Annotated in this window: 21 protein-coding genes; 13 read left to right on the forward strand and 8 right to left on the reverse strand. The window is 70.4% G+C overall.

Annotated elements, in window-relative coordinates; translation table 11 throughout:
* Nucleotides 1-62: 62 nt before the first annotated feature.
* The 8 genes from TMZ1T_RS02585 (at nt 63) to TMZ1T_RS02620 (ending at nt 7,845) form a co-directional block, all read left to right on the forward strand.
* Nucleotides 63-296, forward strand: coding sequence for a hypothetical protein (locus tag TMZ1T_RS02585; RefSeq protein ID WP_004309500.1), 234 nt, complete (start codon nt 63-65; stop codon nt 294-296).
* A gap of 207 nt (nt 297-503) precedes the next feature.
* On the forward strand, nt 504-1,517 hold the full coding sequence (locus TMZ1T_RS02590; protein ID WP_041589767.1) for an extracellular catalytic domain type 1 short-chain-length polyhydroxyalkanoate depolymerase: 1,014 nt from the start codon (nt 504-506) through the stop codon (nt 1,515-1,517).
* 845 nt (nt 1,518-2,362) lie between these two features.
* Nucleotides 2,363-3,163, forward strand: a complete 801-nt coding sequence (modA, locus tag TMZ1T_RS02595; protein WP_012584494.1) for a molybdate ABC transporter substrate-binding protein — start codon at nt 2,363-2,365, stop codon at nt 3,161-3,163.
* Nucleotides 3,164-3,351: 188 nt separating this feature from the next.
* Entirely contained in the window at nt 3,352-4,041 is a 690-nt protein-coding gene (gene modB, locus TMZ1T_RS02600; protein ID WP_004318985.1) for a molybdate ABC transporter permease subunit, read from the forward strand.
* Nucleotides 4,041-5,189: a molybdenum ABC transporter ATP-binding protein gene (modC, locus tag TMZ1T_RS02605; RefSeq protein WP_004318983.1), complete on the forward strand. Its 1,149-nt coding sequence runs from the start codon at nt 4,041-4,043 to the stop codon at nt 5,187-5,189. The genes modB and modC overlap by 1 nt, the downstream gene beginning before the upstream one ends.
* 77 nt (nt 5,190-5,266) lie before the next feature.
* Nucleotides 5,267-5,941: a glutathione S-transferase family protein gene (locus TMZ1T_RS02610; RefSeq protein WP_012584495.1), complete on the forward strand. Its 675-nt coding sequence runs from the start codon at nt 5,267-5,269 to the stop codon at nt 5,939-5,941.
* 73 nt (nt 5,942-6,014) lie between these two features.
* The gene (locus TMZ1T_RS02615; protein ID WP_004318979.1) at nt 6,015-6,914 is read left to right on the forward strand and encodes an LOG family protein; all 900 of its coding nucleotides are present in this window, start codon (nt 6,015-6,017) and stop codon (nt 6,912-6,914) included.
* A 202-nt stretch (nt 6,915-7,116) separates the two neighbouring features.
* Nucleotides 7,117-7,845, forward strand: a complete 729-nt coding sequence (locus tag TMZ1T_RS02620) for an IclR family transcriptional regulator (RefSeq protein WP_187283021.1) — start codon at nt 7,117-7,119, stop codon at nt 7,843-7,845.
* 4 nt (nt 7,846-7,849) lie between these two features.
* On the opposite strand, the gene TMZ1T_RS02625 is transcribed toward TMZ1T_RS02620, so the two are convergent.
* The 4 genes from TMZ1T_RS02625 to TMZ1T_RS02640 form a co-directional block, all read right to left on the reverse strand.
* A complete protein-coding gene (locus tag TMZ1T_RS02625; RefSeq protein ID WP_004318975.1) occupies nt 7,850-9,244 on the reverse strand; it encodes an FAD-binding oxidoreductase in 1,395 nt (464 codons plus the stop codon).
* A gap of 28 nt (nt 9,245-9,272) precedes the next feature.
* Nucleotides 9,273-10,553, reverse strand: coding sequence for a TRAP transporter large permease (locus TMZ1T_RS02630; protein ID WP_012584497.1), 1,281 nt, complete (start codon nt 10,551-10,553; stop codon nt 9,273-9,275).
* Entirely contained in the window at nt 10,550-11,035 is a 486-nt protein-coding gene (locus TMZ1T_RS02635) for a TRAP transporter small permease (protein ID WP_012584498.1), read from the reverse strand. The genes TMZ1T_RS02630 and TMZ1T_RS02635 overlap by 4 nt, the downstream gene beginning before the upstream one ends.
* Before the next feature lie 89 nt (nt 11,036-11,124).
* A complete protein-coding gene (locus TMZ1T_RS02640; protein ID WP_012584499.1) occupies nt 11,125-12,165 on the reverse strand; it encodes a TRAP transporter substrate-binding protein in 1,041 nt (346 codons plus the stop codon).
* Between the two features lie 306 nt (nt 12,166-12,471).
* Between TMZ1T_RS02640 and TMZ1T_RS02645 the strand changes: the two genes are divergently transcribed.
* Entirely contained in the window at nt 12,472-13,101 is a 630-nt protein-coding gene (locus tag TMZ1T_RS02645) for an esterase/lipase family protein (protein WP_231570627.1), read from the forward strand.
* Between the two features lie 153 nt (nt 13,102-13,254).
* Here TMZ1T_RS02645 and TMZ1T_RS02650 read toward each other — a convergent pair whose 3' ends face one another.
* A complete protein-coding gene (locus TMZ1T_RS02650; protein ID WP_012584500.1) occupies nt 13,255-13,890 on the reverse strand; it encodes a hypothetical protein in 636 nt (211 codons plus the stop codon).
* Between the two features lie 98 nt (nt 13,891-13,988).
* On the opposite strand from TMZ1T_RS02650, the gene TMZ1T_RS02655 reads away from it, so the two are divergent.
* Nucleotides 13,989-16,226: an ATP-dependent helicase gene (locus TMZ1T_RS02655; RefSeq protein WP_012584501.1), complete on the forward strand. Its 2,238-nt coding sequence runs from the start codon at nt 13,989-13,991 to the stop codon at nt 16,224-16,226.
* 146 nt (nt 16,227-16,372) lie between these two features.
* Entirely contained in the window at nt 16,373-18,364 is a 1,992-nt protein-coding gene (locus TMZ1T_RS02660; RefSeq protein ID WP_012584502.1) for an acyl CoA:acetate/3-ketoacid CoA transferase, read from the forward strand.
* A gap of 57 nt (nt 18,365-18,421) precedes the next feature.
* Here TMZ1T_RS02660 and TMZ1T_RS02665 read toward each other — a convergent pair whose 3' ends face one another.
* From TMZ1T_RS02665 to cysK, 3 genes are all read right to left on the reverse strand, one after another.
* Nucleotides 18,422-19,468, reverse strand: coding sequence for a patatin-like phospholipase family protein (locus tag TMZ1T_RS02665; protein ID WP_012584503.1), 1,047 nt, complete (start codon nt 19,466-19,468; stop codon nt 18,422-18,424).
* Between the two features lie 179 nt (nt 19,469-19,647).
* Nucleotides 19,648-20,028: a DUF488 domain-containing protein gene (locus tag TMZ1T_RS02670; RefSeq protein ID WP_004313065.1), complete on the reverse strand. Its 381-nt coding sequence runs from the start codon at nt 20,026-20,028 to the stop codon at nt 19,648-19,650.
* A gap of 7 nt (nt 20,029-20,035) precedes the next feature.
* Nucleotides 20,036-21,013, reverse strand: a complete 978-nt coding sequence (cysK, locus tag TMZ1T_RS02675; RefSeq protein ID WP_004313067.1) for a cysteine synthase A — start codon at nt 21,011-21,013, stop codon at nt 20,036-20,038.
* Between the two features lie 173 nt (nt 21,014-21,186).
* Between cysK and TMZ1T_RS02680 the strand changes: the two genes are divergently transcribed.
* Both TMZ1T_RS02680 and TMZ1T_RS02685 read left to right on the forward strand, forming a co-directional pair.
* On the forward strand, nt 21,187-23,673 hold the full coding sequence (locus TMZ1T_RS02680) for a patatin-like protein (protein ID WP_004313069.1): 2,487 nt from the start codon (nt 21,187-21,189) through the stop codon (nt 23,671-23,673).
* A gap of 69 nt (nt 23,674-23,742) precedes the next feature.
* Complete coding sequence (locus TMZ1T_RS02685) at nt 23,743-25,014, forward strand: Eco57I restriction-modification methylase domain-containing protein (protein ID WP_004313071.1); 1,272 nt, start codon at nt 23,743-23,745, stop codon at nt 25,012-25,014.
* Nucleotides 25,015-25,237: the final 223 nt, after the last annotated feature.

Consider the following 25,237-nt stretch of genomic DNA (forward strand, 5'->3'; position numbering starts at 1 on the left):
ATGCCGGCAAGGCCGGAATCGGCTACCCTGCCGCCTGTCTCCTTGTCCCGCCCCGTCTACCCATGGCCCAGCCCACCCTCAAGCAGCGCAAGACCTTCGCCCTCATCCGCATCTTCGGCGGCATGGTCGCCGCGCTCTACCTGAGCTTCGTCGTCGTCACCAACATGCTCGCCGGCCATGCGCTTGAAGGCGAGCTGCTTTATTCCGCCCTGGTCGCGCTCGCCGGCTACGGCTACGCGGCCTGGTACCTGCGCGAGCTCGCCGCGGTGGCGCGCGAGGAGCGCGGCGGCCGATGAGGGCGGCGCGAACGGACCTCGCCGCGGCTGGGTCCGCCAATCCGCCGTCGGCCAGTCTGCCGTCGGCCAACTCGCCCTCCGCTGCACGGACGCGCAACGCGGCGCCCTGCGACGATCGTCTGGCGTGAGCACGTCTGCACGGCCGCCCGAAGGCTGGCGCTCTCCTCCCTCGGGGAGGAGGTGGCGCAGCGACAGGAGGGTAGTGTGGTGAGCCGCCGCGTCCGCCCTTCGCCCCTGTTGCGTGCCATCGAGCGCGCCACCACCGCGATGACCCGGCGCGCGCTCCGCGCCGGCGCGGACGCCGCCGGCAAGGCCGCGGCGCGCGGCGTCGAGGCGATGTCCGCGCCCTACCGCCTGCCGGTGTCGGCCGGCGACTGGATCCCCGGGCAGGCGATCGGGCCGGCGGGCCTGCGCCGCTTCCGGCTGTTCCGCCCGGCAGACGTGCGCAGCAGCGATCGCCTGCCGCTGCTGGTGATGCTGCACGGCTGCGGCCAGAACGCCGCGGCCTTCGCGCGCAGCACGCGCATGGACCGGCTCGCCGCGCGCGAGCGCTTCCTGGTGCTCTATCCCGAGCAGGACCTGGCCGCCAATCCGCAGGGCTGCTGGAACTGGTACGACACGCGCAGCCATCGCGCCGAGGCCGAGGCGGCGACTCTGATCGCGGCGATCGACCAGGCCTGCCTGCTCTACCCGGTCGACCGCGACGCGGTGGCGGTGGCCGGCTTGTCGGCGGGGGCGAGCATGGCGGCCCTGCTCGCGGTGCGCTGGCCGGAGCGCTTCTGCGCGGTCGCGATGCACGCTGGTGTCGCGCCGGGCGCGGCAAACTCGGCGGCCGGGGTGCTGGCCGCGATGCGCGGCCGCAGCCTGCCCCCGACCGCGGTCGAGCGCGGGAACCGGCCGCCGCTGCTGGTGATCCACGGCAGCGAGGACCGCGTGGTGTCGGTTCGCAACGCCCACGCCGCCGCTGAGCAGTGGGCCGCCGCGCTCGGCGCGCGCGCCGCCGATCCGCGCCGGGTGCAGCGCGGGGCGCGCCACGCGATGACGGTGACCGACTGGCGTGTGCGGCGCCGGGTGTGCGTCCGCCTGTGCGAGGTCGAGCGCCTCGGCCATGCCTGGAGCGGCGGCGCCGCCGGCGAGCACTTCAGCGACCCGCAGGGGCCGGATGCATCGACGCTGATCTGGCGCTTCGTGCAGGGGAGCCTGCTTGGGCCTGAGGCGTGAGGCGCCCGCGAAGAGCGGTGACGAGGATTCTCGTAGGAGCGACGCAAGTCGCGATTGCAGCGGCGAAGCGAGCGCAAGCGCATGACGGCGCCGCCCGCTCGCGACTTGCGTCGCTCCCACGAAAACCGCCGCGGCTGCGTGAATTCCCGTCTCGTACGGTCGAGCTGCACTGTAGGAGCGACGCGAGTCGCGATTGCAGCGGCGAAGCGAACGCAAGCGCATGACGGCGCCGCCCGCTCGCGACTTAGGTCGCTCCCACGAAAACCGCCGCGGCTGCGTGAATTCCCGTCTCGTACGATCGAGCTGCACTGTAGGAGCGACGCGAGTCGCGATTGCAGCGGCGAAGCGAACGCAAACGCATGACGGCGCCACCCGCTCGCGACTTGCGTCGCTCCGACGAAAACCGCCGCGGCTGCGTGAATTCCCGTCTCGTACGGTCGAGCTGCACTGTAGGAGCGACGCGAGTCGCGATTGCAGCGGCGAAGCGAGCGCAAACGCATGACGGCGCCACCCGCTCGCGACTTGCGTCGCTCCGACGAAAACCGCCGCGGCTGCGTGAATTCCCGTCTCGTACGATCGAGCTGCACTGTAGGAGCGACGCAAGTCGCGATTGCAGCGGCGAAGCGAGCGCAAACGCATGACGGCGCCGCCCGCTCGCGACTTGCGTCGCTCCCACAAGAACCGTCGCATCTCCAGCCCCCGTCGCGTCTCCAGCCTCCGGTGCGCCGGGGGGCTTGCAGGCGCGACGCAAGTCGCGGTCTCATGTGGCCGCGGTGTCGGCCTGCCGTGTCGGCTGTGCTGGCGTAACGCTGCAGGCCAAGTGTTCAACTGGAGGAGAACGATCGATGTGCCTGTCCAACTTGCCCCTGCGCCGTCGTGTGCTGGGTGCCCTGCTCGCCCTGGCCGCAGGCGTATTCGGACCCCACGCCGCGGCGGGCGAGCGCATCACGGTGGCGGCGGCCTCCGACCTCAAGTTCGCGCTCGACGAGATCGTGGCCGAGTTCGGCCGCGCGCATCCGGGCGACACCGTCGAGGTCGTCTACGGCTCCTCGGGCAAGTTCGCCACGCAGATCCGCCAGGGCGCGCCCTTCGACCTGTATTTTTCCGCCGACATCGCCTACCCGCGCGCGCTCGAGACCGAGGGCCTCGCCCACGGTGCGACGCGGCCCTACGCGCTCGGACGCATCGTGCTGTGGAGCGCGACGCGCGACGCGCGCATGCTCGAACTGAAGGATCTCGCCGACCCGGCGATCGGCCGCATCGCCATCGCCAACCCGCGCCACGCCCCCTACGGCAAGCGTGCCGAGGAGGCCTTGCGCGCCGCCGGCGTCTGGGAAGCGGTGCAGCCGCGGTTGGTGCAGGGCGAGAACATCGCCCAGACCGCGCAGTTCGTGCAGACCGGCAACGCCGCGGTGGGCATCATCGCGCTGTCGCTGGCGCTCAACCCGACGCTGGCCGCGCAGGGGGGCTACACGCTGATCGACGCCGGCCTGCACGAGCCGCTGGAGCAGGGCTTCATGCTCACCCGCGCTGCCGCCGGCAAGCCGCTCGCCACGGCTTTTGCCGAGTTCATCGGCAGCGAGTCCGCGCGCGCGGTGCTGCGGCGCTACGGCTTCGAGCTGCCGGCCGTGTCCGCGGGGCGGTGAGCGGGGGCCGCGTAGCGGCGCTGCCGGATCGCGACTTGCGTCGCTCCCACGAAAGCCGTCGCGTCTCGGGACATGCGGGATCGCGACTTGCGTCGCGCCTACACGAGTGCTCCCCGGCGCGGCACAATGGGGCCCGCCGCCACCCGCGCGCGCTGCCGCGACGATCCTGCCTCCTTCATTCACCCACCATGCCCACCCTGAGCGGCGCCGACTGGTCCGCCATCCGCCTCACCCTGGAACTCGCCGCGGCCAGCACCGCGGTGCTGCTGCTGCTCGGCACGCCGCTGGCGTGGTGGCTGGCGTGCACGCGCTCGCGCTGGAAGGGCGTGGTGGGGGCGGTGGTGGCGCTGCCGCTGGTGCTGCCGCCGACGGTGATCGGCTTCTACCTGCTGGTGGCGATGGGGCCGAACGGGCCTGTGGGCAGGCTCACCGAGGCGCTCGGCCTCGGCCTGCTGCCGTTCAGCTTTGCCGGCCTGGTGGTCGGCTCGGTGGTGTATTCGCTGCCCTTCGTCGTGCAGCCGCTCGCCAACGCCTTCGAGGCCATCGGGCGCCGCCCGCTCGAGGTCGCCGCCACGCTGCGCGCCGGGCCCTGGGACCGCTTCTTCAACGTCGCGCTGCCGCTCGCGCGGCCGGGCTTCGTCACCGCCACCATCCTCGGCTTCGCCCATACCGTGGGTGAGTTCGGCGTGGTGCTGATGATCGGCGGCAACATCCCCGAGCGTACGCGGGTGGTCTCGGTGGCGATCTACGACCACGTCGAGGCGCTGGAATACGCCCAGGCGCACTGGCTGTCGGCCGGCATGCTGGCCTTCAGCTTCGTGGTGCTGCTCGCGCTCTACGGCCGGCGGCGCGGCCACGCAGGCGGAGGTGTGGGCTGATGGCCGATGTTCCGCAGCCAGGCGCCGCAGGCACCGCAACCGGCGCCGCCGCGGGCTGCGCCCGCCCGGCCGCCGGCATCGAGGCGCGCTTCGCCGTCGACTACGCCGGCTTCCGCCTCGATGTCGACCTGCGCCTGCCCGGGCGCGGCGTCACCGCCCTGTTCGGCCACTCCGGCTCGGGCAAGACCACGCTGCTGCGCTGCGTCGCCGGGCTGGAGCCGGCGGCGCGCGGTCGCCTGGTGGTCAATGGCGAGTGCTGGCAGGACGACGCGCGTCGCATCCTGGTGCCTACCCACCGCCGCGCGCTCGGCTACGTCTTCCAGGAGGCCAGCCTGTTCCCCCACCTGTCGGTGCGGCGCAACCTGGAGTTCGGCCTGCACCGCATCCCGGCCGCCGCGCGCCGCGTGCCGCTCGACCACGCGGTGGCCCTGCTCGGCATCGAGGCCCTGCTCGAACGCATGCCCGACCGCCTCTCCGGTGGCGAGCGCCAGCGCGTCGGCATGGCGCGCGCGCTGCTCACCAGCCCGCGCATCCTGCTCATGGACGAGCCGCTCGCCGCGCTCGACCACCGTCGCAAGCAGGAGATCCTGCCCTACCTCGAACGCCTGCACGACGAGCTCGACATCCCGGTGCTCTACGTCAGCCACGCGCCCGACGAAGTCGTGCGTCTGGCCGACCACGTGGTCATGCTCGGCGAGGGCAAGGCGATGGCCGCGGGCGAGCTGCACGCCACCATGGCGCGGCTCGACCTGCCCACCGCCTTCACCGAGGACGCCGGCGTGGTGGTCGACGGCACGGTGGCCGAGCACGACGACCACTACCACCTCACCCGGCTGGACTTCCCCGGCGGCGCGGTGTGGGTGCAGCGCCAGCCCGCGCCGCCCGGCCGCCGCCTGCGTTTCCGCATCCACGCGCGCGATGTCAGCCTCGCTGACCACCTGGTCGAGGGCAGCAGCATCCAGAACCTGCTGCCGGCGATCGTCGAGGAGGTCGTCGGTGCCGACACCCCCGCCCACGTGCTGGTGCGCCTGGACGCGGGCGGCACCGCGTTGCTGGCGCGCATCACCCGCCGCGCCGCCGAGCAGCTCGGGTTGCGCCCGGGGCGGCGGATGTGGGCGCAGATCAAGTCGGTGGCGCTGCTGGGTTGAGTTCCTGCCATCGTTTCAATCCTTTCCCACATCCCGAGTGCGGGGCTGTGACTGCTTTTCTCCGGAGCGCAACGCCGATGACGACGACCCTTTATCACTGCATCAATGCCAGATCCTTCCGCGCGCTGTGGATGCTGGAAGAGCTCGGGCTGCCCTACGCGCTGAAAGTGCTGCCCTTTCCGCCGCGCAGCCGCGACGAGGAGTACCTCGCGGTGAATCCGCTCGGCACCATCCCGGCCTTCCTGGAGGACGACGTGCGGATGAGCGAGTCGGCGGCGATCTGCCAGTACCTGGCGGCGCGCCATTCGCCGCGCGCGCTCGATGTCGGTGTGGACGAAGCGGATTTCGGCGCCTACCTCAACTACCTGCACTTCGGCGAAGCCACGCTGACCTTTCCGCAAACCCTGATCCTGCGCTATGGCCGCTTCGAGCCGCCCGAGCGCCGCCTGCCGCAGGCGGCCGAGGACTACACGCGCTGGTTCCTGTCGCGTCTGCGCACGCTCGAACCCCGGCTCGAAACGCACGAGTTCCTGTGCGCGGGGCGATTCACCGCGGCCGACGTCGCGGTCGGCTACGCCTTGATGCTGGCCACGGACATCGGCCTGCAGGACCGCTTCAAGCCGGCGACCCTGGCGTACTGGCAGCGGCTGCAGGCGCGGCCGGGCTTCCTGCGCGCACTGGAGGCCCAGACGCGAGCCGCGCTGGAACAGGGGGTGTCGACCGCGTCCGTCGCGTGCTGGGACGGGCGCTGAACCGGGGACAGGGCTCGCGTCCCGTCACGCGCGGATGCGATGATGCGGCTCCCCGAACCGGATGGATTGACCGATGAGCAAGAATTCCCCCCTGCGCGCCCGCAACTTCCCCTCTGCCGAAGACGAGGCCAAGGCCGCGCAGCCGCAGGGCCGCTACGACGGCCCCGGCAGCTCCTTCCGCATGGCCTTCACCGACACCGAGTTCCTGCTGCGCGACGAGTTGCGCCCGGTGCGGCTGCAGCTCGAGCTGCTCAAGGCCGAGCTGGTGCAGCAGGAGCAGGGGGTGGAGTCGACCGTGGTGGTGTTCGGCAGCGCGCGCTTCAAGGCGCCGGACGTGGCCGAGGCGATGCTGCGCGACGCGCTGGCGAGCGGCGACGAGGCGGCGACCGCGCGCGCGCGTCAGATGGTGAAGAACGCGCGTTGGTACGAGGAGGCGCGCCGCTTCGGCGAGCTGGTCACGCGCGAGTCCGAGGCGCTCGGCGAGCCGGTGATCGTCGCCACCGGCGGCGGTCCGGGGATCATGGAGGCGGGCAACCGCGGCGCCTTCGAGGCCGGCGGGCGCAGCATGGGGATGAGCATCTTCCTGCCCTTCGAGGAGGCGCCCAACCCCTACATCACGCCCGAGCTGTGCTTCCAGTTCCACTACTTCGCGATCCGCAAGATGCACTTCCTGATGCGCGCGGTGGCGCTGGTGAGCTTCCCCGGCGGGCTGGGCACGCTCGACGAACTCTTCGAGGTGCTGACGCTGACGCAGACGCGCAAGATCCGCCGCCGCCCGATCGTGCTGATCGGGCGCGACTTCTGGCAGCGCCTGATCGACTTCGACGTGCTGGTCGAGCACGGCGTGATCAGCCCCGAGGACAAGAACCTGTTCCACTACGCCGAGACCGCCGAGGAAGCCTGGGACGCGATCAAGGCCGCGTACAGTGGCGACAATCCCTCGCTGACGGCGCGGCAGTTGAAGGGCAACTGAGCGCGCCGTGCGACGGCAACCCCTCGGGCGGGGCGCTCGAATCGAGCGGCGGCTGCACCGGTGTGCAACAATTTCGCCAAGCGCAGGCGCTTGCGGTGCCATGCTGCCTTCCACCTCCACCCGACCCGCGCCACGTCGACGCAGCATGACTTCCTCGAAATCACGCGCCCTGAACGCCGATGCCCCCACGAAGGGGCAGACCATGCTGCGGGGACTCGACATTCTCGAGGCGATCGCGGACGGTGCGCGCACGGTCGCCGAAATCGCCGCACAGACCGGCCTCAGCCTCAGCACCACCCATCGTCTCGCTTCGTCCCTGGCCGATCGCAACTACCTCAAGTTCGAGCCGCGCAAGGGCTACAGCCTCGGCCAGAAGCTCATCGAGCTGGGCTTTGCGGGCTATCGCGAGGCCGATCTTCGCAAGCTGGCCCGGCCTTACCTGGAGGAACTCGCCAGCCGGACGTACGACACCATCCATCTTGCCGCGCTGGTCCACGATGAGGTGACCTACCTCGACAAGATCGCGGGCAAGCGCCCGGTGGAGATCAGTTCCCGCGTCGGTGGGCGCAAGCCGGTGTGCTCCACCGGCGTGGGCAAGGCCCTGATCCTCGATCGCAGTGAAGATTTCTGGCGGCACTGCTATCGCAAGGAGTTCGGCGGCGAGGCCGACCCCGACGCCATGGCCGAATGGATGGCCAGGATGCGCAGCTACGTCGGGCTCGATTACGCCGAGGATTTCGGCGAGAACGAAGGCGCCATCCGCTGCGTCGCCGCACCCATCCGCGATGGCAGCCAGCGTATCGTCGCGGCGGTCAGCGTTTCATCGGCCCGCGAGTACATGGACCGCCAGCGCATGCAGGGACTGATCAACGAAGTTCGCAACACCGCACGCGCCATCAGCGCGGAGCTCGGCGCACCGGGCAAGGACTGAACGCTCAGATCAGCTTGCCTGGATTGAGGATGTTCTTCGGATCCAGGGTGTGCTTCAAGGTCCGCATCAGCGCCAGCTCGGCCTCGCTGCGCGAGTAGTGCAGCCAGTCGCGCTTGAGCGTGCCGATGCCGTGCTCGGCCGAGATCGAGCCGCCGTAGCTGCGCACCACCGAATACACCGCGTCCTCGATGCGCATCTGGCTGTCGTGGTCGCTCGGCACCTTGCACACCACCACATGCAGGTTGCCGTCGCCGACGTGGCCGAAGAACAGCGCCTTGAGCGCCGGCCAGTCGCGGTCGAGCTCGGTGCGGATGCGCGCTGCGCACTCGCCGATCTGCGCGATCGGCACCGAGACGTCGAAGTTGAGCGTCGGCGCATAGTCGCGCAGCACTTCGGCGACGCCATCGCGGATCGCCCAGAAGGCTTCGGCCTCGGCCACCGACTGCGCCACCGCGCCGTCGAGGATCCAGCCCGCCTCGATGGCCTGTTCCAGCATCGCCTCGAAGCGCCCGGCGTCGGTCTCCGGCTGGCCGCAGTGCATGTCGATCAGCACGTACACCGGATAGTTCGTGTCGAGCGGCGCGCGCAGCTTGCCGGCAGCGACGGCGGTGACCAGGTAGTCGTTCCACATGATCTCGAAGGCGCTGACCTGTCCGGACAGGCTCTGCTGCGCATGGCGCAGGAAGCGCAGCGCGGCGGGGTAGTCGTGCAGTGCGACCACCGCGGTGCTCACGCCCTTGGGCAGCGGCTGCAGCTTGAACACCACCCTGGTGACGATGCCGAGCACGCCCTCGCTGCCGATGAAGAGATGCTTGAGGTCCATGCCGGCGTTGTTCTTGACCATCTGGTTGAGCATGCTCAACACCGTGCCGTCGGCGAGCACCACCTCGAGCCCGAGCACCAGGTCGCGGGTGTTGCCGTAGCGGATCACCCGGTTGCCGCCCGCGTTGGTCGACACGTTGCCGCCCACCTGGCAGGAGCCGCGCGCGCCGAGGTCGACCGCGAGCAGCGCGCCGGCGTCGCGGCAGGCTTCCTGCACCGTCTGCAGGATCGCGCCGGCCTCGACGATGACGGTGCCCGAATCGATGTCGATGCGCTCGATGCGGTTCATGCGCTCGAGCGACACCACCACCTCGCCGCCGGCCGGCACCGCGCCGCCACACAGGCCGGTGAGGCCGCCCTGCGGCACCACCGCCTGGCCGTGGGCGTGGCAGATCGCCAGCATGCGCGACAGTTCGTCGGTGCTGCGCGGGCGCAGGATCGCCAGCGGCTGGCCGCCGGCGCAGCCGCTCCAGTCCTGCAGGTACTTCGGACTGGCATCGCCGGGGAGCACGTCGGCGCCGAAAACGGCGGTCAGGGCTTCCAGCGCGGCAGCGGAAGAGGCATTCAGTGCGGTCATCGGCTCGGCTCTCTCGACAGCGTTGCGATCACTTCATCAGGTTGGGCAGCCACAGGGTGATCTGCGGCACGTAGGTCAATACCAGCAGCACCACGATCATCGACAGCAGGAAGGGCGTCGCGCCACGAATGACGCCTTCCAGTTGGGCGTTGCCGACCCGCGAGCCGACGAACAAGTTGATGCCCATCGGCGGGGTGACCATCCCGATCGCCAGGTTGACGATCATCAGGATGCCGAAATGCACCGGATCGACGCCCACCTTCAGCACCACCGGGAGCAGGATCGGGGTCAGGATGATGATCGCCGCCAGCGTCTCCATGAAGCAGCCGACCACCAGGAACAGCACGTTGATCAGCAGCAGGATCATGATCGGATCGCTGGTCAGGGCCACGATCTCGTTGGCCAGCTTGACCGGGATGCCTTCGATCGCCAGCACGCGGCCGAACACCGTCGCCGTGCCGACGATCACCATCACCGTCGCGGAGGTCAGGGCGGAGTGTGCCAGCACTTTGTAGACATCGGCGAGCTTGAGGTCCTTGTAGACGAAAACGCCGACGAAGAAGCCGTAGGCCACCGCCACCGCCGCGGCTTCGGTCGGGGTGAAGATGCCGCCGTAGATGCCGCCCAGGATGATCACCGGCACCAGCAGCGCCCACTTGGCGTCCCACAGGATGCGGAAGATCTCGGCGCCGGTGTAGCTGCGCTCGATGCCGTGGTAACCGGCCTTGCGCGCGATGAACCAGCTCATCAGCATCAGCACCACGCCGATCAGCACTCCCGGGACGACCCCCGCGAGGAAGAGGCTGGACACCGAGGCGCCGGAGGAGGTCGCGTAGATCACCATCGGGATGCTGGGCGGAATCACCACGCCGATGCAGCCTGCGGACGCGACCAGGCCGACCGAGAAGTTGCGGTCGTAGCCGCGCTTGAGCATGGCCGGGAACAGGATGCCGCCGATCGCCGCCACCGTCGCCGGGCCCGAGCCCGAGATCGCGGCGAAGAACATGCAGGTGGCCACGGCGACCAGGCCGAGGCCGCCGGTGTAACGGCCGAACAGGATCTCGCCGACTTCGAGCAGGCGGCGCGAGATGCCGCCGTGGCCCATGAGGTCGCCGGCGAGGATGAAGAAGGGCACCGCCATCAGCGGGAAGGAGTCGATCGAGGTCACCAGGCTCTGCGCCAGATAGCTGCTGTCGACCACGCCGCCGTAGCCGAGCGCCGCCATCGCCGCGATGCCGAGCGAGATGCCGATCGGCACGCCCACGATCATCAGCAGGGCGAACAGCCCGAACAGGATCAGGGAGATCATGCTGCCACCCCCAAGGTGCGCAGGCGCTTGAATCCCGCGACGATGTTTTGAACGAGGCGGATGAACACCAGCGCGAAACCGACCGTCGGCGCCAGGTAGATCACCCCCATCGGCATGCCGAGTGCCGCCGACGATTGGCCGAACTTGAAGATCTTCATGCTCAGCACGAAGCCTTCCTTGACCACCAGCGCAGCGAACAGCAGGAACACCACCTGGGCCACGATGTAGGTGATCTCCCTGGTGCGGGCGGGCAGGTAGCCGGTCACCGCCTCCACGCAGATGTGGGCATTCTTCTTCATGCCGTAGGCCACCCCGAGGTAGGTCGCCCACACGAAGATATAGCGGGCCAGTTCTTCGGACCAGGTCAGGGATTCCTGGACGACGTAGCGCATGAAGATCTGCACGACGATGAGGACGGTCATCGCTGCCATCAGCAGGACGATCAGTGCCTCCTCGAAGTGATCATCGAGTTTCTTGAGCATGGGGTCTCTCGGGGTCGCGGGCCGCGCCGGACGAACGCCGGGGCCGAAAGGACGGCGCCCCGGCTGCGTGCGGCCGGGGCGTCGCAGGCTTAGTTGGTGGCCTGCAGCACCTTTTTGACGATTTCCTCGCCGGCCTTCTTCTTCACCAGGCCGTACACCGGCCCCATCTTGGCGCGGAAGGCTTCCTTCTCGGCGTCGCTCAATTCGGTGAAGGTGATGCCGGTCATCTGCGCTTCGGCCTCGGCGTCGCTCTTCTGCGCGAGGTCGCGCTGGTACGCCTTGGCGGCTTCGAAGGCTTCGGCCATGGCCTGCTTGTCGGCCTCGCTCAGACCGTCGTAGAGCGGCTTGCTCATCAGGATGACGAAGGGCGAGTAGAGGTGGCCGGTCTTGGTGATGAACTTCTGCACCTCGAAGAACTTCATGTCGCGGAACAGGTTGATCGGGGTTTCCTGGGCATCGAAGGTGCCCTGCTGCAGCGCGGTGAACAGCTCGCCGAAGGCCAGCGGCGCCGGGTTGGCACCCAGCTCCTTCCAGGCGGCGAGGTGGACCTCGTTCTCCATCGTGCGCATCTTGATGCCCTTCAGGTCATCCGGCGTCTTCACCGCCACCTTGCTGTTGCTGAGCTGGCGGAAACCGTTCTCCCAGAAGCCGAGGCCCTGGATGTTGATGTCCTGGAGGCTCTTCAGCAGGTACTGGCCGGGTTCGCCGTCGAGCACCTTGTAGACGGTGGGACGATCCTTGAACACGAAGGGCAGGTCGAGGGCGAAGAACTCCTTCTTGAAGCCGCCCAGCGGGGCCGAGGACACGAAGGTCATGCCGACGCTGCCCAGTTGCACCGCTTCGATCAGCTCGCGTTCGCTGCCGAGCTGCGAGTTGGGGTAGATCTCCAGGCTGATGCGGCCGCCCGTCTTTTCGCCCAGCAGGCGGTTGAACTCGACCAGCCCCTTGTGGCCGGTGTTGGACTCCGTGGCGGCGTGGCCGACCTTGATCACCAGCTTCTGGTTCGTCGCTGTGGTCGCGGGTTGCGTGCCTTTCTGTTCGCCCGAGCATCCGGCGAGTGCGAAAGCGGCGAGGGCGAGGCCTGTCGCGAGGATGCGGCGGCGGAGGGGGGTTGCGAGCTGGTTGGACATGGAGTGTAGTTCCTTCATTGGGTACCGACAGGCTGCCTGCGGCTCTCGAGGACTCGCATTTGTCCGGTACGCGGCTGGGTGGAATCCAAACTGGATAATCGATTAAAGCCATGAATGCTGGGGTTTGAGGAAAGCCATGTCAATATGTGAATATAGATCTCAAATATTGAGATTTTTCCGGTGTGTCGAGCTGCAGGATTTGCATGAAGTGCGCGCAAGGAGAGGGACGCCCCCTTTCCTGCAGGGTGCCCCTGCCTGTCTTGTGCGTGGAACGCGGGGGCGCTTGTGGTAGCCGGCGCGGAGTCCGTGATCCTCTTCGTCCACGGCCTGTGGATGCACGGCGTGGTGTTTTCCGCGCACCGTCGCGAGCTGCGCCGCATGGGGCGCGAGAGCCGGGTGTTCTCATGGCATTCGCTGCTCGGCTCGCTCGACGGCGCGGCAGATGATCTTGCGGCGCACATCGCCGCGCTCGGCCGCCGGCCGCTGCATCTGGTCGGGCACAGCCTGGGCGGCTGTGTCGTGCTGAACATGCTCGCCCGCCATCATCCGGAAGGCATCGGCCGCGTGGTCCTGCTCGGTTCGCCGTGCTGCGGGTCCCATGCGGGCGAGCGCATCCTGCGCGTCCCGCTTCTGCGCGGCGCGCTCGGCCGCGTGCTGCCGCAGTGGCTGGCGCGGCCGCTGCCCGAGGTGCCGCCCGGCTACGAGATCGGCGTGGTCGCCGGCAACCGCCCGGTCGGCATGGGGCGCATCGTGCCCGGCATGGAGAAGCCCAACGACGGCATGGTGACGGTGGCCGAGACGCGCTGGCCGGGCGCGCGCGACCACACCGTGCTGCCGGTCACCCACATGCAGATGCTGTGGTCGCGCGCCTGCCTGATCCAGACCCTACACTTCCTCGACACCGGGCGCTTCCTGCGCGGGGGCGTGCGCGGCTGATCGCGCGCAGCGCGCCCCCGGTCGGGGGCGGGGGCTCAGATCGCGTCGCGGATCCGCCGCAGGCGATCTCCCAGGCGTGGCCGCCGTCGCGGTCATGAGGGGTCTGCGCTGGACCTTCGGATTGCGGGCCTGCCGCGCCCGGCTCGATTCAGCCTAGTCCGGCAGCGGGGGGCTGCCAGCCGGATCGTGCGGTCGCAGCTCGCGGGTGTCGATGTGGAGGACGTGGCCGCGGTGGCGGCTTACCTCCTCGACCATATGCGCGGTGCCCCCGGCGCCGTCGCCGCGGCGCCCGTCCCACAGGCACAGCAGCCAGACGCGTTCGCCGCCGCAGGCGAGCGCGGTGTCGAGCAGCCAGCGGTTGCAGCGCTCGAAGGGGTTGTCGGCCGCGGCCGCGGGGGCGGGCGGCATGGCGTGCGGCGGGCTGGCGAGGCGGGCGGCCACCGCGCGGTAGCGCGCCACCCACTGCTCGCCCGCGCTCACCGGGCGTACCGAGCGCGCGATGAACTCGTCCTCGCCGAAGGGCTGCAGGAAGAGCAGCGGCAGCGCGCGCGCCTGCGCCGCCTCGGCGAAGAGCAGGTCGCCGCCCGCCGCGCCCTGGGTGAGGCCGAGGTCGAGCGGGCCGGCCTCCAGGCGATCGAGCGCTTCGGCGATGCGCGCCGCCGCCGCGGGCGCGAGTGCGGGCGGGAAGCGCGGTTCGGCACGGCCGGGCGCATCGATCATGTGGCCGCTGAAGAGGATCACGCGGCGTGGCTGCAGGCAGCTCGGCAGAAGTGGTTCGGGGGCGGGCATCGCGGATCTCCGGTGGTCGGTCGGTGCTGTGCACATTCTGGAGCGATCGCCTCTGCCGCGGCTATCTGCGCGCGCCGAGGCTGAATATACTTACAGCCATGTCGCCCCCTATCGAGACCCTTCCCGGGCCGAACTCCGAGCCTCGCTCCAAGACCTCCTCCCCGCGGCCGCCGGCCGCCGATCCGCTCGCGGCGCTCGACCCCGCCCAGCGCGCCGCGGTCGGGCACGGCATCGGCGCCGATGGCCGCATCGACGCCGGGCCGCTGCTGGTGATCGCCGGCGCCGGCTCGGGCAAGACCGGCACGCTCGCGCACCGCGTGGCGCGCCTCGCGGCGGCCGGGGCCGATCCCGCGCGCATCCTGCTGCTGACCTTCTCGCGCCGCGCCGCGGACGAGATGGGCCGGCGCGTGCGTCGCATCCTCGCGCAGGCCGCCGCCGACCGTCCCGGCCTGGCGCGCGCCGAGCTGCAGTGGGCGGGCACCTTCCACGCCATCGGCGCGCGCCTGCTGCGCGACCACGCCGGCCGCATCGGGCTCGACCCCGGCTTCAGCATCCACGACCGCGAGGACTCCGCCGACCTGATGAACCTGGTGCGCCACGAGCTCGGGCTGTCGGCGACGAAGCAGCGCTTCCCGCAGAAGGGCACCTGCCTGGCGATCTATTCGGCGGTGGTCAACACGCGCGCCGCGCTCGCCGAGGTGCTGCAGGCGAGCTTCCCGTGGTGCGCGCAGTGGGAGGACGAGCTCAAGCGCCTGTTCCGCGCCTACGTCGAGGCCAAGCAGGCGCAGCAGGTGCTCGACTACGACGACCTGCTGCTGTACTGGGCGCAGATGGTGGGCGAGGCGGAGCTCGGTGCCGAAATCGGCGGCCTCTTCGACCACGTGCTGGTCGACGAATACCAGGACACCAACGCGCTGCAGGCGGCGATCCTGCTCGCGATGAAACCGGACGGCCGCGGCCTGACCGTGGTCGGCGACGACGCGCAGTCGATCTACGCCTTCCGCGGCGCCACGGTGCGCAACATCCTCGACTTCCCGGCGGCCTTCGAGCCGCCGGCGCGGGTGGTGACGCTGGAGCGCAACTACCGCTCCACCCAGCCCATCCTCGACGCCGCCAACGCGGTGATCGCGCTCGCCGCCGAGCGCTTCGCCAAGAACCTGTGGAGCGAGCGCGCCTCGGCGCAGCGCCCGCGCCTGGTGACGGTGAAGGACGAGGCGGCGCAGGCCGACTTCGTGGTCGACAGCGTGCTGGCGCGCCGCGAGGAAGGGCTGAAGCTCAAGCAGCAGGCGGTGCTGTTCCGCGCCTCGGCGCACAGCGCGCGCCTGGAACTGGAGCTGACCCGGCGCAACATCCCCTTCGTGAAGTACGGCGGGCTCAGGTTCCTCGAGGCCGCCCACGTCAAGGACGTGCTCGCGCTCCTGCGCTGGGCGGAGAACCCGCGCGACCGCATCGCCGGCTTCCGTGCCATCCAGCTGCTCGCCGGCATCGGCCCCAGGACTGCCGGGCGCGTGCTCGACAACGTCTGCAGCGCGCCGCCGGGCTGCGTGCTGCTCGCCGAGCAGCCGGTGCCGGAGGCGGCGCGCCCGGGGTGGCTGGAGTTCGCCACGCTGGTCGACCGGCTTTCCGGGCGGGAGGAGGCCTCGACCGCCGCATTCGCGCCTGGCGGCGCTCCTGCACGAACCACCGCGCCTGTCCGTGCGGAGGGTCTTGCGGGCGGGGCGAGGGGCGGCCTGCCGTGGCCGACCGACTTCGAGCTCGCCTGCCGTTGGTACGAGGCGCAGATGCCGCGCCTGTACGACGATTTCCAGGTGCGCGTGCTCGACATCCAGCAGCTCGCGCGCATCGCCGCCACCAGCCCGAGCCGGCAGCGCTTTCTCACCGAACTCACGCTCGATCCGCCCAGCGCCACCAGCGCCGAGGCCGGCATGCCGCTGCTCGACGAGGACTACCTGATCCTGTCGACCATCCACTCGGCCAAGGGCCAGGAGTGGAACGCGGTGAGCGTGCTCAACGTGGTCGACGGCTGCATCCCTTCGGACGTCGCCACGCGCGACAGCGCCGAGATCGAGGAAGAGCGCCGCCTGCTCTATGTGGCGATGACGCGCGCGAAGGACGCCCTCGACCTGATCGTGCCGCAGCGCTTCCACGTCACCCAGCAGACGGGCCTGGGCGATCGCCATGTCTATGCCGGGCGCAGCCGCTTCATCCCCAACCGTCTGCTCGGGCACTTCGAGCAGATGAGCTGGCCGTTGCCTGCGCCCGAACTCCAGGGCTCGCCGGCCTCGCGCCAGGCGGCGATCGACCTCGCCGCGAAGATGCGCGACATGTGGCGATGACTGCGCGGTCGCGACCGCGGAGGGCTCGTGCCCTGGCGCTCGATCGCTCCGGATAGGGTAGTCTTTTCGTTCGTCGCGCTGGTGGTGGTGATCACCCGCCGAACACGGTCCGGCCGCTTCCCGGCGCGGCGCGAGGGAGATCCGCCATGGCAAGGAAAACGCATCCGATGGTGGCGTCGCTGCGCGCCGCCGACACCGGCAAGATCGTTTCGGCGCGCGAGGCGGTGCGCCTGATCCGCAGCGGCGACACGGTCGCCACCGGCGGCTTCGTCGGCATCGGCTTTGCCGAGAGCGTCGCGATCGCGCTCGAAAAACGCTTCCTCGAGGCGGAGGGCGGCCCGGGCAGCCCGCGCGACCTGACCCTGGTGTATGCGGCCGGGCAGGGCGACGGCAAGGCGCGCGGCCTCAACCACCTCGGCCACGAGGGCCTGGTGGCGCGCGTGATCGGCGGCCACTGGGGGCTGGTGCCGCGCCTGCAGGCGCTTGCGGTCGATAACCGCATCGAGGCCTGGAACCTGCCGCAGGGGGTGATCACGCACCTGTTCCGCGACATCGCCGCCGGCAAGCCGGGCACGCTGACCCGGGTCGGGCTGGGCACCTTCGTCGATCCGCGCTTCGGCGGTGGCAAGCTCAACGCGCGCACCACCGAGGATCTTGTGCGGCTGATGCCGATCGACGGCGAGGACTACCTGTTCTACAAGGCCTTTCCGATCCATGTCGGCATCATCCGCGGCACCACCGCCGACCCCGACGGCAACGTCACCATGGAGAAGGAGGCGCTGACCCTGGAGGCGCGAGCGATCGCCATGGCCGCGCGCAACTCCGGCGGTATCGTCATCGTGCAGGTCGAGCGCATCGCCGAGCGCGGCTCGCTCAATCCGCGCCAGGTGCAGGTGCCGGGCGTGCTGGTCGACTGCGTGGTGGTGGCGGATCGTCCCGAGCACCACATGCAGACCTACAGCGAGCAGTACAACCCGGCCTTCTCCGGCGAGATCCGCGTGCCGATGTCGGCGATCTGCGCGATGCCGATGAGCGCGCGCAAGATCATCGCCCGCCGGGCCGCGATGGAGCTGCAGTCGGCTGCGGTGGTGAACCTCGGCATCGGCATGCCGGAGGGGGTCGCGACCGTGGCCGCGGAGGAGAAGCTCATCGACCTGCTCACGCTCACCGCCGAGCCGGGCGTGGTCGGCGGCATTCCCGCCGGCGGGCTGAGCTTCGGCGCGGCGGTGAACACCCAGGCCATCATCGACCAGCCCAGCCAGTTCGACTTCTACGACGGCGGCGGGCTGGACATCGCCTTCCTCGGCCTCGCCCAGGCCGACCGCGAGGGCAACCTCAACGTGTCGAAGTTCGGCCCGCGGCTCGCGGGCGCGGGCGGCTTCATCAACATCTCGCAGAATGCCAAGAAGGTCGTCTTCGTCGGCACCTTCAGCGCGGGCGGGCTGGAGGTGGCGGTGGAGGATGGATGCCTGCGCATCGTCCGCGAGGGCGAGACGAGGAAGTTCGTCGACGCGGTCGAGCATCGCACCTTCAGCGGGACGCAGGCGGCGAAGTGGCGGCAGGACGTGCTCTACGTCACCGAGCGCTGCGTGCTCCGGCTGTGCGAGGACGGACTCGAGCTCATCGAGATCGCGCCGGGGATCGATCTGCAGCGCGACATCCTCGCTCGCATGGACTTCGTACCGGTGATGAAGGGCCCGCCCGTGCGGATGGACGCGCGCATCTTCGCCGACGCGCCGATGGGCTTGCGCCACGACCTGCTCGACGTTCCGCTCGGGCGTCGGCTGGCCTACGACGCGCAGCAGGACGTGTTCTTCGTCGACTTCGAGGGGCTGTCGGTGCGCACCCCGCAGGACATCGCCGCGATTCGCGACGCGGTGCGCGCCGCGCTCGCTCCACTCGGGCGCAAGGTGGATGCGGTGGTCAACTACGACCGCTTCTCGATCGTGCCGGAACTGGTGGACGACTACGTCGAGATGGTGAAGGGACTGATGGATGCCCATTACCACACCGTGACCCGCTACACCGCCAACGGCTTCCTGCGCATGAAGCTCGGCGAGGAGCTCGAGAAGCGGCGCATCCCCGCGCACTTCTACGCGAGCGCGAGCGAAGCCTGGCACGGGCTGGAAACCCCGTAGCGGGGCGCTGCGCCGCCGCGCTGCGCCCGCACGGGGCCGGTGTCGGGCATGCAGGCCTCACAGGAACAGGGCGCCGACATCGATCGTCTCGCGCCGGCCGACCTCGTGGGCATGCGCCTGCAGCCAGGTTTCGGCGCGTGCGCGGCCGAGTTCGCGCAGCCGGAGCAGGGCGCTGGCGGTGGCATCGAGCTTGCTCGCGCTGCCGGCGTCGCCGAGCTCGGGGGCATCGATCAGGTGGAAGCGCTCGCGCAGCAGCTTGCGCTCGAGGCGGCCGATCGGCGACCAGCGCGGACGCTCGGCGATGAACTGGCGGGCGTGGGCGATCATGCGCATCTCGCGCAGGAAGGTGGTGGAGAAGCCGAGCTCCATGCTGCGCGCCGCGATGTCTTCGGCGCTGCGGGGGGCCTGCTCGTGCTGCAGAGGGTTCAGCAGCACCATCAGCAGGTCCGGCGTGTCGCATTCGTAGAGCAGCGGGTAGATCGCCGGGTTGGCGGTGAAACCGCCGTCCCAGTAGTGCTCGCCGTCGATCTCCACCGCGTGATGCAGCGTGGGCAGGCAGGCCGAGGCCAGCAAGGCGGCTTCGCCGAGCTCGGCGGTGCGGAAGAGCCTGACCTTGCCGGTGCGCACCGCGGTGGCGGCGATGAAGAGCTTGAGCGGGCACGCGCGGCGGATGCGCTCGAAGTCGAACTGCGCGCGCACCACGTCGCGCAACGGATTGAGCTCGAAGGGGTTGAGCTGATAGGGCGAGAACACGCGGGCGAGCCCGAGCATCATGTTCATCGGCGAGGGGAGGCTGCCGTCACCCGAGGGGCTGAGGCTTTGCAGCAGCTCGAGGTGGAAGGGAACGCTGTCGCCGACGGCCGTCCAGAAGCGGTCGAGCGCGGCGCGCGCGCCCTCCGCCCCGCCCGTGGTCCAGCCCTCGGCGAGCGCCACGGCATTCATCGCGCCGGCGCTGGTGCCGCTGATGCCTTCGATCGGCACTCCCGCCTCGAGCAGGCGGTCGAGCACGCCCCAGGTGTACGCGCCATGCGCGCCACCGCCCTGCAGCGCGAGCGCGACGGGGGTGGAGGCATCCTTCCTGGTTGGCCACGGCAAGCGAAACATCGAAACCCCCTTCGGGTCCGGGCGGACGGCAGGGGAGTCCCTTGGCGCCTGTCCGGCAAGCTGCAGGTCTGCATTGTGCACTGCACAATGCAGATTATCACGCAGTCCGGATTACAGCCGTGCGTACCGGTAACAGGATGCGCGGGCGCGGGCGTCGTGCGCGCCGGCCCGCCGCCGGGTCAGGCATTGCCGGGTCGGGAAGCGGCTCCGCACGCCAGCCACAGGCGCAGCGCCTCGGCGTTGTTGTGCGTGGTGTCGCGCGCGGCGTGGAGCAGGGTGAGGACCGGATGCGCGGCGATCAGGCCGTGCAACTCGGCGAGTGCCGCGGCGGCCGCGGGGGCGCGCAGCTCGTCGGCGTAGCGGCGGCGGAATTCGTCCCAGCGCGCCGGGTCGTGGGCGAACCACTTGCGCAGCTCGCTCGAGGGCGCGAGCTCGCGCAGCCAGTGCTCGATCCGTGCGTTCTCGCGCGCGAGTCCGCGCGGCCACAGGCGATCGACCAGCACCCGGCAGCCGTCCCCGGCTGCGGGTGGGTCGTACGCGCGGCGCACGCGGATCGTCATGGTCTGGTCAGATCGCCATGCCCTTCTCGTCGAACAGGCCCTCGAATAGGATCGAGCTCAGGTAGCGCTCGCCCGAGTCGGGCAGGATCACCACGATGGTCTTGCCGGCGTTCTCGGGCTGCTTCGCGACGCGCGCCGCGGCGGCCACCGCCGCGCCGCAGGAGATGCCGGCGAGGATGCCCTCCTCGCGCGCCAGGCGGCGGGCGTAGAGCACCGCGTCTTCGTTGCTCACCTGCTCGACCGCGTCGATCAGCGAGAGGTCGAGCACTTTCGGCACGAAGCCCGCGCCCAGGCCCTGGATCTTGTGCGGCGCAGGGGTCAGCGGCTGGCCGGCGAGGGTCTGGCTGATCACCGGGCTGGCGGCGGGCTCGACCGCGATCGAGCGGATGTCCTTGCCGCGCACGCGCTTGATGTAGCGCGAGATGCCGGTGATGGTGCCGCCGGTGCCCACGCCCGACACCAGGATGTCGATGCCGCCGTCGGTGTCGTTCCAGATCTCCGGGCCGGTGGTGGTCTCGTGGATCGCCGGGTTGGCGGGGTTCTCGAACTGCTGCAGCAGCACGTAGCGGCCGGGGTCGCTGTCGACGATCTCCTTGGCCTTGGCGATGGCGCCGTTCATGCCCTTGGGGCCTTCGGTCAGCACCAGTCTGGCGCCATAGGCGACGAGCAGCTTGCGGCGCTCCACGCTCATGGTCTCGGGCATGGTCAGGGTCAGCGGGATGCCGCGCGCGGCGCACACGAAGGCGAGCGCGATGCCGGTGTTGCCGCTGGTGGGCTCGACGATCTCCTGGCCGGGGCCGAGGCGGCCGTGGGCGATCGCGTCCTTGACCATCGCCGCGCCGATGCGGCACTTGACCGAGTAGGCCGGGTTGCGGCCCTCGATCTTCGCCAGCACGGTGGCCTGCGCGCCGTCGAGCACGCGGTTCAGGCGCACGAGCGGGGTGCGGCCGATGGATTCTGCATTGTCGGGGTACCAGGTGGACATCGGTTCTCTTCTCCTCGTTGGGGGTGCTCCGGAAGTATAGGCAAAGCGCGCCGCACGGTCGCGCCGGATCGTCGCGCGTGGTGGCGGACGGCGCTTGACGGCGGCGCACCCAGGTGCAAGCTTCAATCCCTTGCGCGAGGTCCGGCACGCGGTCTGGCACGTGGGAGGGGGCGATGAAGGAAAAGGAACTGCGGCTCGCACTGGTGCTGTTCGGCGGCGTTTCGCTCGCGGTGTACCAGCACGGCATCAACCGCGAACTGCTCAACCTCGCGCGCGCCTCGCGCGCCTACCACCGCGTCGAAGGGCCCGCCGCCAAGCAGGCGCCCGGCCATGTGTATCCGGCGGGCGCGGGCGCCGACGCGTGGACCGCCGAGGTGTATTTCGACCTGCTCAAGCGCCTCGGGCGCATGGTGGACCTGCGCGTGCTGGTCGACGTGATCTCGGGCGCGTCGGCGGGGGCCATCAACGGCATCGCGCTCGCGCGCGCGCTCGCGCACGATCTCAGCCTGGCGCCGGTGACGCGGCTGTGGCTGGAGCGCGCCGACATGCAGCGCCTGATCGCACCGGAGGCGCGCGCCGGGAAGTGGGACAAGTGGTACTTCCGCCCGCTGCTGCGGCCGCTGCTGGCGTGGGCCCGGCGCGAGGGAATGCTCGAGACCCAGCCCGACCCCGAGACGCTCGAGCGCGCGCTCGCCTTCGTGCGTTCGCGCTGGTTCAGCGCGCCGCTCGACGGGGCCTTGCTGAGCGCGGAGCTGCTCGACGGCCTGCTCGCGATGGAGACGGGTTCGGTGGCCGCCGGCTCGCTGCTGCCCTCGGGTACCTGCCTGTCGCTGGCGGTCACGGTGACCGACTTCCGCGGCATCGAGCGCGCGCTGTTCACCCACGACCCGCCGCTGCTGCGCGAGCGCGAGCATCGCCACCTGCTGCGCTTCGCCTGCGAGCATCGCAGGACCGGCGAGCTCGACAGCGACTTCGGTCTCGACAACGCGCCCTCGCTCGCCTTCGCGGCGCGCGCCTCGGCGTCCTATCCGGGCGCCTTCCCGCCCGCCCGGCTGGCCGAGATGGACGCCCTGCTGGCCGCGCGCGGGCTGACGTGGAGTACGCGCGAGCGCTTCCTGGCGCGCAACTTCGCGCACTACCGCGCGAGCGGCATGAACCCGGCGGAAGTGGTGTTGCTCGACGGCAGCGTGCTCGACAACAAGCCCATCCTCGCCGCGGTCGGCTACATCCGGGTCCATCGCGCCTTCCGCGAGGTGGACCGGCGGCTGATCTTCATCGATCCGCATGCCGAGGCGCGCGTCGGCGAGGGCGCCGGCAGCGATGGCGGGGAGGGCGAGCCGGGCTGGTTCGAGGTCCTGCGCAGTGCCCTGTCCGACCTGCCGCGCCACCAGCCGATCCACCAGGAGCTTGCCGAGATCAGCCGCTACAACCGCCAGATCCGCCGCCTCAAGGCGACCATCGTGCAGAGCCGGCCCGAGGTCGAGGCGCTCGTCGAGCGCGCCACCGGTGGTGCCCTGTCGGGGCCCTTCACGGCCGTCGAGTTGCGCCACTGGCGGTTGACCTCGACCAACATGCTGGGGGCGATGCCGCTGGTGTACGACCCGTGGTGGCGTGCGCTGGTGCTGGAAGCGCTCGATTTCCTCGCCGGCCTGCTCGGCAGCCTGTGCGGCTGCGCACGCGAATCGCCGGGCGCGCGCTGGCTGCAGCAGGTGGTGGAGGCGTGGGCGGCGCACGCCGGGATCCTGCGCGAGCACTACCGCATCGCGGACGATGTGGGCGAGGATGCCGACATGCCCGCGTTCGCGCGCGTCGTGATCCGTTTCGGCATCGAGTACAAGCGCCGCCGCATCAACTTCGTGCTGCACGAGCTCAACACCCTCTACCACGCCCTGCCGGGCGAGGGCCGCTGCACCACCGCCCCGGGCGTGCTCGACGTGGTGAAGACGCGCATCCACGAGTGCCTCGACGCATTGGCGATCTACGACGACTGCGCCTTCGTCGATGCGCCCGCCGCCGCCGCGGTGCGTGCCCTGCTGCAGCCGGCGACCGCTGCTGCGGCGGTGCGGTCCGAGGCGGATGCGGCGGCGTTCGCGATGCGCAACGCGGTCGCGCTCGACGCCTTGATCGAGCGCATCGGCGACGCCTGCCGGATCGGCGAGGCCAACGCGAACATGGACGCGGTGCTGGTCTCCGACGCGGTGCGGGCGATCGAGCCGCACTGCCGCCGCCAGTTGTTGACCGCCTATCTCGGCTACTTCTACTGGGACGTGATCCTGCGCCCCGCGCTGGGGGCACTCGCGCTCGGCAGCGGGCCGCTGGAGGAGGTGCTGATCGATCGCATCAGCCCACAGGATGCGACCGCGCTCGCCTCCGTGACGGAGGGGCGCCCGGCGCTCGCGGGCACCGCGTTCGCGGGCTTCGGCGGCTTCCTCAGCGCGGCCGCGCGCGAGAACGATTACCTGTGGGGGCGCCTGCATGCGGCCGAGCGGCTGGTCGGCATCGTCGCCAGCGCCGTCGGCGGACCCGGTGCACCCGACGCGTCGGAGCTGCGCGTGTTTCGCAAGCGTGCCTTCGAGGCCATTCTCGACGAGGAGGCGAGCCGGCTGCGCGCCGTGCCCGGGCTGATCGCCCGCCTGCGCGTCGCGATCGCCGCGCTCTGAGGGCAGCGCTCCGCGCAGCGCCGTGAATCCGGGCCCTCGCCGCGCGCGCGCTTGGTAAGATCGCGCCCCATGTCCTCTCCGATCGCCGCCTCTTCCTCCCTGCCCGCCCAGCTTCCCCTGGGCCTGCGCGACGTCGCCGCGCTCGGCCAGGTGTTCACCCCCGAGCCGGTGGTGCGCGCCATGGTCGCCCTGCGTCGCAACGCGGGCCGCGTGCTCGAGCCCTCGTGCGGCGACGGCGCCTTCCTGCGCCATCTGCCCGGCGCGGTCGGTCTCGAGCTCGATCCCGACCATTGTCCGCCCGGCGCGCAGGCGATCGACTTCTTCGCCTACCCCGAGCGCGAGCGCTTCGACACCATCATCGGCAACCCGCCCTACGTGCGCATCCAGGACATCGCCGAGAGCACGCGGGCGCTGATCGAGCGCGGCGCCTACGGGGACCTCCTCGATGGCCGCGCCAACCTCTACCTCTTCTTCATCGCCAAGTGCCTGCGCCACCTGCGCCCGGGCGGCGAGCTGATCTTCATCACCCCGCGCGACTTCCTCAAGGCCACCTCGGCGGTGAAGCTCAACCGCCTGCTGGTCGAGTCCGGCTCGATCACCGACGCGATCGAGCTCGGCGACGCGCGCGTGTTCGACGACGCGGTGCCGAACTGCCTGATCTGGCGTTTCGAGAAGGGGCGCAGCGCGCGCGCGATGCGCTACTGCGCGCTCGGCGTCGGTGACGACCTCGCCGCCGGGCTGGCGGCGCCGGCCTGGGAGGAGCGCCACTTGGTCGAGGCCGGCGGCCACCTGATGTTCGCGCGCGGCGACTACCCGCTGCGCCTGGCCGACGTGGCCTTCGTCAAGGTCGGCGCGGTGTCGGGCGCGGACGAGCTGTTCACCGACGCGGTAAATGGCAACCGCGACTTCGTGTGCTCGTCGACGGTCAGCACCGGGCAGACCCGGCGCATGATCTGGAGCGAGCCGGGCGATCCGCCGCCGGCGCTGCTGGCGCCGCACAAGGCGCGCCTGCTGCAGCGCAAGGTCACCCGCTTCGACGAGTCGAACTGGTGGATGTGGGGCCGCCTGCACCACCGCAGCGCGCAGCCGCGGGTGTATGTGAACGGCAAGACGCGGGTGCCGAAGCCCTTCTTCGTCCATCCCTGCACCGACTACGACGGCGCCGTGCTGGCAATCTTCCCGCGCCGCGCCGACGTGGACATCGAGGCCTTCCGCGACGCCCTCAACGCGGTGGACTGGGAGGACCTCGGCTTCGTCTGCGACGGCCGCTTCCTGTTCACCCAGCGCAGCCTGGAGCACGCGCCGCTCCCAGCGGACTTCGAGGCCTTCCTGCCCGCCTGAGTCGGGTACGCCCCGAGCTTGCTCATCCCCGCGGCCCCGGCGGCCGCCGTTGTCCTGTCCATCCGGATGGAATTGGAGGAGAATGTGCAAGCTTCACGCAAGAATCCGTTAAGTATCTGTTGGAAAAGAAATTTTTATGCGCTCGTAAGCGGAGTGTAAGTCTCCGCCCCTAAGGTGCGCACAACCGGGCAGGCGTCCGGTCCTTTCACCGCAGAAGGAGGGA

This window comes from Thauera aminoaromatica (genome assembly GCF_000021765.1).
Taxonomy (GTDB): domain Bacteria; phylum Pseudomonadota; class Gammaproteobacteria; order Burkholderiales; family Rhodocyclaceae; genus Thauera; species Thauera aminoaromatica.

What these genes read in the sequence shown, in the direction of transcription:
- TMZ1T_RS02585 (WP_004309500.1), top strand. Translation starts at nt 63, where the DNA reads ATGGCCCAGCCCACCCTCAAGCAGCGCAAGACCTTCGCCCTCATCCGC.
- modA (WP_012584494.1), top strand. Translation starts at nt 2,363, where the DNA reads ATGTGCCTGTCCAACTTGCCCCTGCGCCGTCGTGTGCTGGGTGCCCTG.
- modB (WP_004318985.1), top strand. Translation starts at nt 3,352, where the DNA reads ATGCCCACCCTGAGCGGCGCCGACTGGTCCGCCATCCGCCTCACCCTG.
- modC (WP_004318983.1), top strand. Translation starts at nt 4,041, where the DNA reads ATGGCCGATGTTCCGCAGCCAGGCGCCGCAGGCACCGCAACCGGCGCC.
- TMZ1T_RS02610 (WP_012584495.1), top strand. Translation starts at nt 5,267, where the DNA reads ATGACGACGACCCTTTATCACTGCATCAATGCCAGATCCTTCCGCGCG.
- TMZ1T_RS02615 (WP_004318979.1), top strand. Translation starts at nt 6,015, where the DNA reads ATGAGCAAGAATTCCCCCCTGCGCGCCCGCAACTTCCCCTCTGCCGAA.
- TMZ1T_RS02620 (WP_187283021.1), top strand. Translation starts at nt 7,117, where the DNA reads ATGCTGCGGGGACTCGACATTCTCGAGGCGATCGCGGACGGTGCGCGC.
- TMZ1T_RS02625 (WP_004318975.1), bottom strand. Translation starts at nt 9,244, where the DNA reads ATGACCGCACTGAATGCCTCTTCCGCTGCCGCGCTGGAAGCCCTGACC.
- TMZ1T_RS02630 (WP_012584497.1), bottom strand. Translation starts at nt 10,553, where the DNA reads ATGATCTCCCTGATCCTGTTCGGGCTGTTCGCCCTGCTGATGATCGTG.
- TMZ1T_RS02635 (WP_012584498.1), bottom strand. Translation starts at nt 11,035, where the DNA reads ATGCTCAAGAAACTCGATGATCACTTCGAGGAGGCACTGATCGTCCTG.
- TMZ1T_RS02640 (WP_012584499.1), bottom strand. Translation starts at nt 12,165, where the DNA reads ATGTCCAACCAGCTCGCAACCCCCCTCCGCCGCCGCATCCTCGCGACA.
- TMZ1T_RS02650 (WP_012584500.1), bottom strand. Translation starts at nt 13,890, where the DNA reads ATGCCCGCCCCCGAACCACTTCTGCCGAGCTGCCTGCAGCCACGCCGC.
- TMZ1T_RS02655 (WP_012584501.1), top strand. Translation starts at nt 13,989, where the DNA reads ATGTCGCCCCCTATCGAGACCCTTCCCGGGCCGAACTCCGAGCCTCGC.
- TMZ1T_RS02660 (WP_012584502.1), top strand. Translation starts at nt 16,373, where the DNA reads ATGGCAAGGAAAACGCATCCGATGGTGGCGTCGCTGCGCGCCGCCGAC.
- TMZ1T_RS02665 (WP_012584503.1), bottom strand. Translation starts at nt 19,468, where the DNA reads ATGTTTCGCTTGCCGTGGCCAACCAGGAAGGATGCCTCCACCCCCGTC.
- TMZ1T_RS02670 (WP_004313065.1), bottom strand. Translation starts at nt 20,028, where the DNA reads ATGACGATCCGCGTGCGCCGCGCGTACGACCCACCCGCAGCCGGGGAC.
- cysK (WP_004313067.1), bottom strand. Translation starts at nt 21,013, where the DNA reads ATGTCCACCTGGTACCCCGACAATGCAGAATCCATCGGCCGCACCCCG.
- TMZ1T_RS02680 (WP_004313069.1), top strand. Translation starts at nt 21,187, where the DNA reads ATGAAGGAAAAGGAACTGCGGCTCGCACTGGTGCTGTTCGGCGGCGTT.
- TMZ1T_RS02685 (WP_004313071.1), top strand. Translation starts at nt 23,743, where the DNA reads ATGTCCTCTCCGATCGCCGCCTCTTCCTCCCTGCCCGCCCAGCTTCCC.